Genomic DNA, 13,374 nt, shown 5'->3' on the forward strand with positions numbered 1-13,374 from the left:
ATTCCGTCATCGGCCCGCGACGGCGGCGCCGGATGGCGGGGAACGTCGCGGCGCTTCGGCCGTTACGTCTCCGCCATGCCCGGATGCCGCAAACTCGATACCGAATCGTCGACGTCGCAGCCGCGCATGCGGATCGAGCTTCGACGCTATGTCCGCCGCAGCGCAAAGGCGCCGCGCGCCAGCAATGACAATCGCCGTCCCGGTCGGATCCACGCTTGGTACTGGGTCTTCGTCGTCGGCGCGATGCCGACCCTGGGCCTCCTGGCGGTGCTTTCGACACTGATCTGATCCAGCTGTCGGCCCGCCCGATCACCTGCGGTGAGATGGTCCATCGCGTCTGACTCCGTGGCCGTCGCGGTAGCGCCCCTGCATCGACAAGTGCGATCGGGTCAGCACGAAGGTCAGACGCAATCGCGGAACCCGGCACCCTCCGCGCGACCATGAGTGCGTGCGCCGCGACGCGTCTCAGCCCGGCACCCTGACTATTTGGCGACCTCCCGCCCACTTTTTGTGCAGCGCACCCCCGGATGCCGTGGCTCGCCCAGCTCGTGGGCGCAATCGGTATTCCACCATATTCTCCAACATCTTATCAACTCATCACGGGCTTGGCACGAAACCTGCCATGAGGTGTCCGTCCGTCAACGGCGACGGGCAGCGCCGTCAGCGAGGCCGCTGATCCGGTTCTCCTGGGGCAGAAGCCTGCCTGGGAGACGACCGGCAGCGGCTTTTTCGTGGGCGGTCCGCCAACGATCCTGCAATCGAGGTTTCAGACGCGATCGAGAGATGGCGACATACTCCATGGATACCAGCGCACACGAAGCGTGCGACGAGAACGGGCTGCCGCGCGAAAGGCTCGTCGTCGTTGGCAACGGCATGGCCTCGCTCCGCTTCCTTGAGCGCCTGACCGAGGGCTCCTCCGGCCGTTTCGACGTTACCTGCGTCGGCGCCGAGCCGACGGCTGCCTACAATAGGGTCCTGCTCTCCTCTCTGCTCGGTGGCGAGATCGACGAAGCGGCCTGCGCGTTCCGCGGCCTCGACTGGTACGAAGCCCATGGCATCCGCCTGATCACCGGCGCCCCGGTCACGCGGATCGACCGCGATAAGGGGCTCGTGGTCGTGGGCGAGACCGACGTCCTACCCTTCGACAAGCTGGTTCTGGCGGTGGGCTCCCTGCCGATCCGCCTGCCGAAGCCCGGCATGGACCTCCCGGGGGTCATCACATTCCGCGACCTCGCCGACGTCGCGGCGATCCGCAGGGCCGCCGTGCAGCACGCCAGGGCGGTCGTCATCGGCGGCGGCCTTCTCGGGCTCGAGGCCGCGGTCGGCCTCGCGCGCCTCGGGGTCGACACGACGCTGCTCCACGTCATGGACCGCTTGATGGAGCGCCAGCTCGACCACCATGCCGCCGGGCTCGTGAAGCGGGCCATGGAGGCGAGGGGCGTCCGCGTGGTCCTCGAGGCCGACACCGCCCGGGTCGAGGGCGCGACCCGCGTCGAGCGCCTCGTCCTGGCGGACGGGACCGTGCTCCAGGCCGACTTGGTGGTGATGTCGGTGGGCGTGCGCCCATCGGTGGCGCTGGCGCAGGCTGCGGGACTGGAGATCGGCCGCGGCATCAAGGTCGACGACCAGATGACCACCTCGGATCCCCGCATCTTCGCGCTGGGCGAATGCGCCGAGCACCGGGGCATGATCTACGGGCTCGTCGAGCCGGCCTACGAGCATGCCGACACCCTGGCCCGCCATCTCGCCGGCCAGCCGGCCGGCTACAGCGGCACGGCCCTGTCCACGAGCCTTAAGGTCTCCGGCCTGCCGGTCTTCTCGGCCGGGCTGGTGGATACGCCCGAGGACGCCGAGGCGATCGTCCTGTCCGATCCCGGCGCCGGGCTCTACCGCAAGCTGCTGATGCGGGACGGCAAGCTGATCGGCGCCGTGTTCGTGGGCGACATCGCCGAGCAGGGTGCCTGCAAGGGCCTGATCCGCTCCGGCGATCCGGTCGAAAACGTCGACGACCTGATGTTCGGGCGCCCGGTGCCCGAACCGCTGGCCGCTTAGGGAGGCGCCGATGGCCGAGAACCCCACACAGACGAATTCGCTCGGCTTCGATGCCGAGCAGAGGCGCTACCTGGAAGGCTTCGCATCGGGAGTCGCGGCAGCCCGTCTGACCGGCGGCCTGGCGATCGGGCAGGGGCCGGCGGCGGCGGCCGAGCCCATCGGGCCGGACGCGATCCACATCAAGGCGCAGGACAGGACCGTCAAGGCGGGCGGCAAGCTCTGCGAGCAGGAGAAATGGAAGCGCGCCGAGAACCCGTTCGACGGGCACAACCGCCTGATCCAGGAGGCCGCCGCCGGCAAGCAGCCCAAGCCCGAAGACAATTTCCGCTGGCGCTATCACGGCCTGTTCTGGGTCGCCCCGAACCAGGTGAGCTACATGGCGCGGCTGCGGATCCCCAACGGGATCCTGCATCACTGGCAGTTCGCCGGGGTGGCCGACCTCGCCGACCGGCATGGCGGCGGCTACGTCCACGTGACGACGCGGGCCAACCTCCAGGTGCGCGAGATCCACCCGGAGCACGCCCAGCCGTTCCTCGACGGGCTCGCGGATATCGGTCTCACGGCGCGGGGCTCGGGAGCCGACAACATCCGCAACGTCACCGGCTCGTCCACCGCCGGCATCGACACCCAGGAGTTGCTGGACACGCGCCCCCTCGCCAAGTCCTGGCACAGCTGGATCCTCAACGACCGCTCGCTCTACGGCCTGCCGCGCAAGTTCAACGTCGCCTTCGACGGCGGCGGCGTAATGCCGACCCTGGAGGAGACCAACGACATCGGATTCCAGGCGATCGAGGTGCTGGAAGGCGCCTCCGTGGCGCCGGGCATCTGGATGCGGCTCGTGCTCGGCGGCATCTCGGGCCACCGGGACCTCGCCCGCGACACCGGCATCGTGCTCAAGCCCGAGGATTGCAACGCGGTCGCGGATGCGATCATCCGGGTGTTCATCGAGAACGGCGACCGGACCAACCGCAACAAGAGCCGGATGAAGTACGTCCTCGACGCCTGGGGCTTCGACAAGTACCTCGCCGCCGTCGAGGAGAAGCTGGGCCGCAAGCTCGACCGGGTCGATCCGGGCCACGTGGCGCCGCGCAAGACCACCGACCGGTTCGCCCATGTCGGCGTGCACGGGCAGAAGCAGCCCGGCCTCAACTGGGTCGGCGTGGTCCTGCCGGTGGGCAAGATGACCAGCGATCAGGTCCGGGCTCTGGCCAAGATCGCCCGCGACTGCGGCGACGGCCAGATCCGCCTCACCGTCTGGCAGAACTTCATATTTTCGGGTGTTCCGGATGACCGCGTTCCCGAGGTCGAGCAGCGCGTGCTCGACCTCGGCCTGACCACCAAGGCGGCCGGCATCCGCGCCGGACTCGTGGCCTGCACGGGGGCCCGCGGCTGCAAGTTCGCGGCCTCCGACACCAAGGGCCACGCGCTGATCATCGCCGACCACGTCGAGAAGACCGTCCGGGAGCTCGACGTGCCGGTGAACGTGCATCTCACAGGCTGCCATCACAGCTGCGCCCAGCACTACATCGGCGACATCGGGCTGATCGGCGCCAAGGTCGTGGTCTCCGAGGAGGGCGACACGGTCGAAGGCTACGACATCGTGGTCGGCGGGGGCTTCGCCGAGACTCCGAAGATCGGCACCGAGATCTGGAAGGCCGTGAAGGCCGAGGACTGCCCGTCCCGCGTGGAAGCCTTGCTGCGGACCTACCTAGCCCGTCGCCAGGGACCCGAGGAGAGCTTCCTGGCCTTCACCAGCCGGACCGGCGCGGAGGCGCTCCGCGACGCCGCCGAGGATCAGCCTGCCCTGAAGGCCGCCGCATGACCCAGCACGTCTCACCCCCCCTCGTCCTGATTCCCGAGACGGCTCCCTTCAGCGAGGACCAGCGGGCTTGGCTGTCGGGTTATTTCGCGGCGCTGCTCGGCCCCGCCGTCGAGGGCGCGACGGCGCTCGCGCCCGGCGCGGCGCCGTCGACGGGCCCGAAGCTCGCCGACAACGACGACGCGCCCTGGCACGATCCCTCCGTCCCCATCGGTGACCGGATGGAGATGGCCAAGGACAGGCCCGAACCGCAGAAGCTGATGGCCGCCATGGCCCAGCAGGATTGCGGCCAATGCGGCTACAATTGCGCCGACTATGCCAACGCGATCTTCCTGAAGAACGAGGCGCGCCTGAATCTTTGCCAGCCGGGCGGCAAGGAGACCCTGCGGATGCTCAAGAAGCTGGAGGAGGATTTCGGCGCCTCCTCGGGCGGCGCACCCGCGGCTCCTAAGGCGGAGGGAGACGCGCCTCGGACAGCGGCCGATCTCGGGCCGCTGGGCTATTGCCGCGAGAACCCGGTGGAAGCGCTGTTCCTGTCCCGCCGCCGCCTCAACGACCCCGGCGGCGAGAAGGAGACCTGGCACATCGAGATCGGGTTGGACGGGACGCCGATCACCTACGAGGCCGGCGATTCGCTGGGCCTGTTCCCCGCCAACGCCCCGGCCCTGGTCGACGCGGTGATCGCGGAACTCGGCGCCCGGCCCGAGCGGATGGTCGGCGACAAGACCTTACGCGACCACCTGCTCAAGGATTATGCGCTCGGCGCCGCGCCCGACAACCTGTACCAGTTGCTGTCGCTCCTGACCTCGGGCGCAGCCCGGAAGAAGGCGCAGGCCCTGGCCTCGGGCGAGGACCCGGACGGCGACGCCGCCTATCTCGACGTGCTCGGCGCCCTGCACAAGTTCCCGGGCGCCCGGCCCGACGCGGAGGTGTTCCTGGAGGCGCTGGACGAACTGCAGCCGCGGCTGTACTCGATCTCGTCCTCGCCGAAGATGGATGTCGGTCGGGTTTCCCTGACCGTGGATGCGGTGCGCTACAATCACCGCTCGCGGCTGCGGCTGGGCGTCGCCTCAACGCATCTCGGCGAGCGCCTGCCCGAGCAGACCCGGGTGAAGGTCTATCTCCAGAAGGCCCACGGCTTCGGGCTTCCGGCCGATCTGTCCAAAGACGTGATCATGTGCGGCCCCGGCACCGGCATCGCGCCGTTCAGAGCCTTCCTGCGCGAGCGCGCCGCCACGAAGGCGCCGGGCCGCAACTGGCTGTTCTACGGCCACCAGCGCCAAGCCTCGGACTTCTTCTACAAGGACGAGCTCAACACGCTGAAGGACGACAAGGTGCTCACCAGGCTGTCGCTGGCCTGGTCCCGCGACGGCAATGAGAAGACCTACGTCCAGGACCGGATGCGCGAGAACGGGGCCGACCTGTGGAAGTGGCTGGAAGGCGGCGCGCATTTCTACGTCTGCGGCGACGCCAAGCGCATGGCCAAGGACGTGGAGCGGGCGATCATCGACGTGGCGGCACAGTTCGGGGGCAAAAGTCCCGAGGACGCGGTGGCCTATCTCGCCGCCCTCAAGAAGGCCGGTCGCTACCAGGCGGACGTGTACTGAGGGACCAAACCCGCCCCCTATGCGGGGGAGGGTGCCCCGCGCATGAGAGGCGGGCGAGGGGCAGCGCGACGTTTCAGGATGTATCGCCTGCAGCGGCATGCCCGAATGCGTCGCTCCCCACTCCCGACCCCTGCTGACGCGGGAGCCGCCCTGCCCCGCAGTCGGGGGAGGGAACCAGCGGCGCGCCTCTTGCTGCCGCCGAGAACAGACTTTCGAGGACCCAGCCATGCCCCTGTCAGTGGCGGAGCCGACGGTGCGGACGACCTGCCCCTATTGCGGGGTCGGGTGCGGCGTGCTCGCGACCCCGGACGGGGCCGGGGGCGCGGCGATCGCGGGCGACACCGAGCACCCGGCCAATTTCGGCCGCCTGTGCTCGAAGGGCTCGGCTCTGGGCGAGACCCTGTCGCTGGAGAACCGGCTGCTCCACCCGCAGGTCGACGGCGCGCAGGTCTCGTGGGACGTCGCGCTCGCCACCGTCTCGAACAAGCTCCGCGCGGTGGCCGAGGCGCACGGGCCGGAATCGATCGCCTTCTACCTCTCGGGGCAGCTTCTGACCGAGGATTACTACGTCGCCAACAAGCTCGCGAAGGGCTTCATCGGCACCCCCCACGTCGACACGAACTCGCGGCTGTGCATGTCGAGCGCCGTCGCGGCCCACCGCCGGGCCTTCGGCTCCGATACGGTGCCGGGCTGCTACGAGGACCTCGACGAAGCCGACCTGATCGTGCTGGTCGGATCGAACACCGCCTGGTGCCACCCGGTTCTGTTCCGGCGCATGGCCGACGCCAAGGCCCGGCGCGACACGCGGTTCGTGGTGATCGACCCGCGCCGGACCCAGACCGCACAGGAAGCCGACCTGTTCCTGGGGATCAGGCCGGGCAGCGACGTGGCGCTGTTCTCGGGACTGCTCGTGCACCTCGCCGAGAACGGGTTCCGCGACAGGGCCTTCGTCGAGGCCCACACCGCCGGGCTCGAAGCCGCCCTCGATCGTGCCCGCAGCATCGCACCGGACGTGGCCGCGGTCGCCGCCGCCACCGGCGTGCCGGCGTCCGATATCGTCGCATTCTACGCCTTGTTCGCCGGCACGCGCCGGGTGGTCACCGCCTTCTCGCAGGGGGTGAACCAGTCGGCGCAGGGCACCGATAAGGGCAACAGCATCATCAACTGCCACCTGATCACCGGCCGCATCGGCGAGACCGGGATGGGACCCTTCTCCCTCACCGGCCAGCCCAATGCCATGGGCGGGCGGGAGGTCGGAGGCTTGGCCAACATGCTCGCCGCCCACATGCACTTCGCCCCCGAAGAGGTGGACCGGGTACGCCGGTTCTGGGGCGCGCCCCGGATCGTCACTGGCGAGGGCATGAAGGCCGTGGCTATGTTCGAGGCCATCGCGCGGGGCAAGATCAAGGCCCTGTGGGTGATGGGCACCAACCCGCTGGTCTCGATGCCCCGGGCCGACATGATCCGCGAGGCGCTGAGAGGCCTCGACCTCTACGCTGTCTCCGAGGTGATGGCGGATTCCGATACCGCGCGGGGCCTCGGCAAGACCACGGTTCTGTTGCCCGCGCAGGCCTGGGGCGAGAAGGACGGCACGGTCACCAATTCCGAGCGGCGGATCTCGCGCCAGCGCCGCTTCCTCGCCAGCCCCGGCGAGGCGCGCGCCGACTGGGCGGTGCTGGCCGAGGTCGGGCGCCGACTCGGTCACGACCGGGCCTTCACGTTCGATTCTGCCGCCGCGGTATTCCGGGAGCATGCCGGGCTCTCGGCCTTCGAGAACAACGGCACCCGCGACTTCGACCTCGGCGCGCTGACGGATATCAGCGACGCCACCTACGCGGTCACCCTGCCGGTGCAGTGGCCGATCCCGAAGCGCTCAGGCCCCCGGGGGGCGCCGCAGGGCAAGGCCCGGCTGTTCGGGGACGGGCGGTTCTACACCTTCGACCGGCGCGCCCGCTTCGTGGCCGTGCAGCCGCCGAGCCTCGCCCAGGCGGTCTCGGCGGATTTTCCCTTCGTGCTCAACACCGGCCGCGTGCGTGACCACTGGCACACGATGACCCGCACGGGGAAGAGCCAGCGCCTCTCGGCGCACCGGGCGGTCCCGTTCGTGGAGGTGCACCCGGACGATGCGGCGGCCCACGGCCTGATCGACGGCGGCATCGCGCGGCTGCGGACCGAGCACGGCGAGGCCGAACTTGAGGTGGTGATCACCGACACGGTGGTGCCGGGCTGCCTGTTCATGCCGATGCACTGGGGCAGCGCCTACGCGTCGAAGGCCCGGGTCGGCGCCCTCGCGCGCGGCCTGCCGGACCCGGTCTCGGGCCAGCCCGAGCTGAAGGCTACGCCGGCCTCGGTGGCGCCCATCGCCTACCGGGCCCGTGGCTTCCTGCTGTCGCGCCGGCAGGTGGCCCTGCCGGAGGGGTGGTTTTGGGCGCGGGCGGCGATCACCGGCGGCTGGGGCGTCCAGTTCGCCACCGAGGCGAGTTCCCGCGCCGTGGCGCTGATGGTGCGCGGCCTGATCCAGAGCGAGGCGCTCGCAGGGTGCGAGCTGGCCGAGTACGCAGACCACGCCCGCGACCGCTACCGCTGCGCGGTCTACGACGGGGCGCGGCTGATCGCCTGCCTGGCCTACGCGCCCACGCAGGGCCGCCCGGACTGGGAGGCGGCCAAAGCCCTGTTCGCGGTGGAGGAGCCGGAGACGGCCGAGCGCCGGGCGCTGCTCTCGGGCCGCGCCGCTGCCGCTTCGGCGGGCCCTCTGGTCTGCGCCTGCCACGGCGTCGGCGCCGACGTGATCGCCGCGAGCATCGGGGCGGGCGCCGGGTCCGTGGAGGCGGTGGGCTCGGCCTGCAGGGCGGGCACGAATTGCGGCTCCTGCATCCCGGAGATCCGCAAGATGCTCACCGGCCAGACCGCCCGCGCCGCGTGATTTTTTGGTATACGCCTGATCGAAGACAGATCGGCCCGTCCCACCAACCCCCTCGTCCTGAGGTGCGGACGCGGAGCGGACGCCTCGAAGGACCCCTCCAGCGCTCACGACGAAGCCTGGAGCCCTCCTTCGAGGCCGCTACGCGGCATCTCAGGATGAGGTTGTCTGGCGGGATGATCGGCACGATGTAGGCTCAGGACAGACCCGTGACCGATTCCCCCGTCCCCCTGCGCGCAGCCCGCGCCCCCCGCGAGACCAAGTCCGCCGGCCTCGAACCGCTGGCTGTGCTGCCCGTGTTCGTGCCCCTGCGCGGCAAGCGGGTGGTGCTCGCCGGCTCATCCGGCGGGGCGCCCTGGAAGGTGAAGGTCCTGGCCGCCGCCGGCGCTCATGTCGACGTCTACACCCCCGAGCCCAGCGAGGAGCTGCGCGCGGTGCCGGGCGAGATCGTCGACGGCCGCGTCGCGCTGCACGCGCGGAACTGGACCCCCGACGACCTCTGGGGCGCGGCCTTCTGCATCGGCGCTATGGAGGACGAGTCCGATTGCGTCGCCTTCGTGGCCGCAGCTCGCGGGGCCGGGGCCATCGTAAACGCCGTCGACCGGCCGCACCTGTGCGACGTGAAGTTCGGCGCCATCGTCAACCGGTCGCCGCTGGTGGTCGGGATCTCCACGGAAGGCGCGGCCCCGGTCTTCGGCCAGACCGTGCGCGCCCGGATCGAAGCGATGCTGCCGCGCGGGTTCGCCCGCTGGGTCGGCGCCGCGCGCGACTGGCGCGACGGCGTCACCGCCCGCTTCCACGGGTTCAGTGAGCGGCGCAGCTTCTGGGAACGCTTCACCGACCGCGCCTTCGCGGAACCCGACCGCGCGCCCTCTGAGCAGGACCTCGCCGAGTTGCTCGGCGAGACCGAGGCCGCACCGAAGGGCGGCGCGGTCACCCTGGTCGGGGCAGGCCCCGGTGACGCGGAGCTGCTCACCCTCAAGGCTTTGCGGGCCCTGCGCAACGCCGACGTGATCCTGTACGACGACCTCGTCGCCCCCGAGATCCTGGACTACGCCCGCCGCGAGGCGCGCACGATGCTGGTGGGCAAGACCGGCCACGGCCCGTCCTGCCGCCAAGATGACATCAACGCGCTGATGGTGCAGCTCGCCCGTTCGGGCAAGCAGGTTGTGCGGCTGAAATCAGGCGATCCGCTGGTGTTCGGCCGGGCCGGTGAGGAGATCGAGGCCTGCGGGCAAGCCGGTATTCCCGTCACCGTCGTGCCCGGCATCTCGGCCGCGCAGGGAGCGGCAGCCACACTCGGCGTGTCGCTGACCCATCGCGACGCCGCACGCCGCCTCCAGTTCGTCACCGGGCACGACCGCCGGGGCGCGCTGCCGGATGACCTGAACTGGGGGGCGCTCGCCGACCCGAGCGTCACGACGGTGGTCTACATGCCGAAGCGCACCCTGCAGGCGCTGCTCGCCCGCGCGGTCGCGGAGGGGCTGGCACCGTCGACCCCGGCGCTTCTCGTCTTCAACGCGACGCGCCCGAACCAGATCTGCCTGCGCGGCACGGCCGCCGACCTCGCCGACCGCGTGGAAGCGGCCGGCCTAGACGGGCCGGCCCTGCTGATGGTGGGCGAAGCCTTCTCGGAGCTGAGGAGCGCGGCCGCGGTCGAGGCGACACCGGCGCGGGTGGCGATCTGAGCGGCAAATCTCTCGAGGATCGCGGGCGTATAGGCGCTACGCGCCCACGCGGCCTCGGCGCTCGCCGAATCTAAATTCAACACCCAACCCGGTTTTGAATTTCACCGACAGATCGACGCGTTTCGATGCATCCTCCAGAGCTGAAGCTGGTCTACCGGGTCGACGACACAGCGATCACCACGACCGGGGTTGCCGTGGGCAGGCCCAACCGGGAGACCGTGTGCCGGACGGCCCGCGAGCGATAACCGGAATTGAAGGCTCGTCAGGCGTCATCCGGACGTGGGCGGAGGCTGGTCGGGTCTCGAACGGATCGATCACGTCTCCCCCGCCACGAACGCCCGCATCAGGTAGTTGGCGATCGCCATGGGCGGCGGGGCCTGGATGCCCTCGGGATGCGTGCCCTCCAGCATGGCGGCGACCGCATTACGATCGAACCAACGGGCATCCTCCAGCTCGCTCGGGTCGGTCACGATGGCATCGTCGAGGGCCTCGGCGGCGCAGCCGAGCATCAGCGATGACGGGAACGGCCAGGGCTGCGAGGTCCGATAGCCGACGGCACCGACGCGGATCCGTGTCTCCTCGAACACCTCGCGGCGCACGGCGTCCTCGATCGTCTCGCCGGGCTCCAGGAACCCCGCGAGGCAGGAATACATGTTCGGCCGGAAATGCGGCCCTCGGCCGAGCAGGCAGGTATCGGCCCGGCGCACCAGCATGATCACCACCGGATCGACCCGGGGAAAATGGTGGGCCGCGCAAGCCGGGCATTCACGCCGGAAGCCGCCGGCCTTCAACACGGTGGCGGTGCCGCAATTCGCGCAGAAGCCGTGGCGGGCGTGCCAGTCGAGCATCGACTTGGCCACCGCCAGCAGGCCGAGTTCCTCGGCCTCGACGGCAGATTCGGTGGCGATGGCGCGCAGGTCGAGGGTGCGGGTCCTGTCGTCCGCGAACCGCTCTGCCGCCTCGGCGGGGGCCGCGGCGGCGAAGACCGGCTGCCCGTCCCGGTGCCCGAGGAAGATCCGCATGCCGTCGGTGAGGCCGTCCGCGTCCGCGGGCGCGATCAGCGCGGTGGCCCCACGCAGCACGATCCGGTCCCCGCAGAGCAGGACGAGGCGCGCCTCCGGTGCGTCGAAGGCGGGCACCGCCTCCTCGGGCTGTTCGGCCGAGTGCCGGTCGAGACGGCTCCTGACGAAGCCGAGGGTATCGCGGGGATCGGTCATGCGAGGGTCAGGCCGCGGAGAATAGGGCGCCGGCGCGTTCGATCAGCTGGGCGCGGGCATGGGGCGGGTAGGGTTTGCGGGTCTCGAAGCCCCAGACCGGGCCGGGCCAGGCCGGGTCTGAGCGAAAGCGGCCGACCACGTGGACGTGGAGCTGCGCCACGACGTTGCCGAGGGCGGCCACGTTGATCTTGTCGGGCTTCGACAGTCCCTGCATCACCCCGGTGGCGAGGCGGATCTCCTGCCACAGGGCCGCGGAATCCGCCTCGGCGAGGTCGGTGATCTCGGAGACGTCCGGGCGACGCGGCACCAGGATCAACCAGGGAAACCGGGCGTCGTCCATCAGCAGCACGCGGCACAGGGCGAGGTCGCCCACCTCGACGGTGTCGGCAGCCAGGCGCGGGTCGAGGGCGAAGGCGGACTCGGTCATCGGGCACCGATGTAGCGCAGCTTCGCGGCCCGCGCGTGGCCTCAATGCCGCGGCGGGTGACGGAGCGCACCAGCGGACATGCCGAGCCGTCAGAGAGCCGGCACGGCGCCCTGCCGTCCCACCGCGATCGTGCCGGCATCGAAGGTCCCATCCGGCCCGGGCCGGGCGAACACCGTGACGGCCGCGCCCGGCTCGAGCAGCGCCTTCTCGCCGGGCGCGATCTGGGTCACGGGGGTATCCGGCGGTATCCTGAAGGACGTTTGCCCGCCGCCATAGGCCAGCGTCAGCCGGAGCGGGGAATCGCCTCGGAGGTCAGCGACCCAACCGGCGGTCAGCGTCGCGCCGGGTGCGGTGTCCCAGACCTGAGTTCCAGCCTCGAAGCCGCGCTCGGAGGGGGAGTACAGGGTCACGGCCTCCGCCTGCCGTGGGTCGGAGCCGGCCGCGCCGAGAACGCTGGCGTAGCTCTCGGGCTTTATGTTGCGGAGCCTCGCCTGGGTCACCGCGAAGACACGGGTCTTCGGGTTCATCCGCAGGTTGAGGGTGCCGCCGCCGGCCTGGCGGATCTCCAGGATGTCGGCCTCGGCCCGTTCTACCGTGCCGCGGAACCGGGCACTCGTCGGCTCCGCACGGACGGAGGTCGCGGCGGCCGCCAGCAGGGCTGCGAGGAGGAGACGGGTCACGGGCGTCGTCACGGAGATCCTTGATCCGGCTGCGGGGGCGGAACGCGAGGCAAGCGCGGCGGTTCCCGGCGCGACGGACCCCGGTGCGCTCAATGCGCCATCAGCACCGGCATGTCGGCATGGGCCAGCACGTGGCTGGTGACGCCGCCGAAGATCATCTGGCGCAGGCGGCTCTGTGTATAGGCACCCTTGATCAGGAGATCACAGCCGAAGGCCTTTGCCTCGGCGAGAAACGTCTCGCCGGGCACGCGCCGGCCGGCGGGAAGGGCCCGGTGCGAGGCCGCCACGCCCTCGCAGGCCAGCGCCTGGGCGAGGTCCTGGGCGCTCGGACCCGGCACCATGCCGCCCTCGACGCTCAGCACCAGCACCCGCTCGGCCCGCCGCAGGAACGGCATGGCGAAGGCCACCGCCCGGGCGGTCTCGGTGGATCCGTTCCAGGCGATCAGGATCGCCTCGCCGAGGGATGCGGGCGGGGCGGGGGGCGCCAGCAGGATCGGGCGGCCGCCCTCGAACAGCGCGGTCTCGAAGGTTGTCATGCGGGGGGCGTTGTCGGTGGTCCCCGGGCGCCCGACCACGGTGGCCGAGAACAACCGGGCGTACTGGCCGAGGAATGCGTCTCCGGGGGGAACGTCCTGGCGCCAGCGATAGCGCGGCCCGGCATCCGGCACCCGCTCCGGGATGCAGAGCCCGTCGCGGGCGTGCCGCGGGATGCCGGCCGCATCCATGTAGGCGACGAAGCGGCCGCCGGCCTCCTCGGCCTCGGCGCGGTCGGCCTCCTCGTCGCGCAGCCAGGTCATGCCGCCGACCATGTCGACGGGCACGTACTCGGCCAGCGCCGGGCGCAGCGAGACCCCCTCGATCAGGCTGCCGAAGCGCGTCGCCGCCAGCCGCGTGGTCTCGAACACGGAGGGCAGCGCGTCGTGCATCGCCACGGGTACGAGCAAGGTCTTCATCGCAGCGTCCT

Annotated in this window: 10 protein-coding genes; 6 read left to right on the forward strand and 4 right to left on the reverse strand. The window is 70.7% G+C overall.

Annotated features, from left to right (window positions below):
- Window positions 1-126 precede the first annotated feature (126 nt).
- From Q8W67_RS07015 to cysG, 6 genes are all read left to right on the forward strand, one after another.
- Window positions 127-288, forward strand: a complete 162-nt coding sequence (locus tag Q8W67_RS07015) for a hypothetical protein (RefSeq protein WP_305542824.1) — start codon at window positions 127-129, stop codon at window positions 286-288.
- Between the two features lie 510 nt (window positions 289-798).
- Entirely contained in the window at window positions 799-2,052 is a 1,254-nt protein-coding gene (locus tag Q8W67_RS07020; protein ID WP_305542826.1) for an NAD(P)/FAD-dependent oxidoreductase, read from the forward strand.
- 10 nt (window positions 2,053-2,062) lie between these two features.
- Window positions 2,063-3,874, forward strand: coding sequence for a NirA family protein (locus Q8W67_RS07025; RefSeq protein WP_305542829.1), 1,812 nt, complete (start codon window positions 2,063-2,065; stop codon window positions 3,872-3,874).
- Complete coding sequence (locus Q8W67_RS07030; RefSeq protein ID WP_305542831.1) at window positions 3,871-5,478, forward strand: sulfite reductase subunit alpha; 1,608 nt, start codon at window positions 3,871-3,873, stop codon at window positions 5,476-5,478. Before Q8W67_RS07025 ends, Q8W67_RS07030 begins: the two co-directional genes overlap by 4 nt.
- 226 nt (window positions 5,479-5,704) lie before the next feature.
- Window positions 5,705-8,401 carry a nitrate reductase gene (locus tag Q8W67_RS07035; RefSeq protein ID WP_305542834.1) on the forward strand — a complete coding sequence of 899 codons (2,697 nt, stop codon included), beginning with the start codon at window positions 5,705-5,707 and terminating at the stop codon, window positions 8,399-8,401.
- A gap of 206 nt (window positions 8,402-8,607) precedes the next feature.
- Window positions 8,608-10,086, forward strand: a complete 1,479-nt coding sequence (gene cysG / locus Q8W67_RS07040; RefSeq protein WP_370693829.1) for a siroheme synthase CysG — start codon at window positions 8,608-8,610, stop codon at window positions 10,084-10,086.
- 314 nt (window positions 10,087-10,400) lie between these two features.
- Here cysG and nudC read toward each other — a convergent pair whose 3' ends face one another.
- The 4 genes from nudC to Q8W67_RS07060 all read right to left on the reverse strand — a co-directional run bounded on the left by nudC (window position 10,401) and on the right by Q8W67_RS07060 (window position 13,363).
- Entirely contained in the window at window positions 10,401-11,303 is a 903-nt protein-coding gene (gene nudC / locus Q8W67_RS07045) for an NAD(+) diphosphatase (protein WP_305542837.1), read from the reverse strand.
- 7 nt (window positions 11,304-11,310) lie between these two features.
- Window positions 11,311-11,730 (reverse strand): HIT domain-containing protein, encoded by a 420-nt coding sequence (locus Q8W67_RS07050; protein ID WP_305542840.1) that lies wholly within the window; start codon window positions 11,728-11,730, stop codon window positions 11,311-11,313.
- 89 nt (window positions 11,731-11,819) lie between these two features.
- Entirely contained in the window at window positions 11,820-12,422 is a 603-nt protein-coding gene (locus Q8W67_RS07055; RefSeq protein WP_305542842.1) for a hypothetical protein, read from the reverse strand.
- Window positions 12,423-12,499: 77 nt separating this feature from the next.
- Window positions 12,500-13,363 carry a universal stress protein gene (locus tag Q8W67_RS07060; RefSeq protein ID WP_305542845.1) on the reverse strand — a complete coding sequence of 288 codons (864 nt, stop codon included), beginning with the start codon at window positions 13,361-13,363 and terminating at the stop codon, window positions 12,500-12,502.
- Window positions 13,364-13,374 lie beyond the last annotated feature (11 nt).

Origin of the sequence: Methylobacterium sp. NEAU K, from assembly GCF_030700285.1 — a bacterium.
In the GTDB taxonomy this organism is placed as follows: Bacteria; Pseudomonadota; Alphaproteobacteria; order Rhizobiales; family Beijerinckiaceae; genus Methylobacterium.

Bases quoted from the DNA above. Each gene is read 5' to 3' on its own strand.
- Q8W67_RS07015 (WP_305542824.1), top strand. From the start codon at position 127: ATGCGGATCGAGCTTCGACGCTATGTCCGCCGCAGCGCAAAGGCGCCG.
- Q8W67_RS07020 (WP_305542826.1), top strand. From the start codon at position 799: ATGGATACCAGCGCACACGAAGCGTGCGACGAGAACGGGCTGCCGCGC.
- Q8W67_RS07025 (WP_305542829.1), top strand. From the start codon at position 2,063: ATGGCCGAGAACCCCACACAGACGAATTCGCTCGGCTTCGATGCCGAG.
- Q8W67_RS07030 (WP_305542831.1), top strand. From the start codon at position 3,871: ATGACCCAGCACGTCTCACCCCCCCTCGTCCTGATTCCCGAGACGGCT.
- Q8W67_RS07035 (WP_305542834.1), top strand. From the start codon at position 5,705: ATGCCCCTGTCAGTGGCGGAGCCGACGGTGCGGACGACCTGCCCCTAT.
- nudC (WP_305542837.1), bottom strand. From the start codon at position 11,303: ATGACCGATCCCCGCGATACCCTCGGCTTCGTCAGGAGCCGTCTCGAC.
- Q8W67_RS07050 (WP_305542840.1), bottom strand. From the start codon at position 11,730: ATGACCGAGTCCGCCTTCGCCCTCGACCCGCGCCTGGCTGCCGACACC.
- Q8W67_RS07060 (WP_305542845.1), bottom strand. From the start codon at position 13,363: ATGAAGACCTTGCTCGTACCCGTGGCGATGCACGACGCGCTGCCCTCC.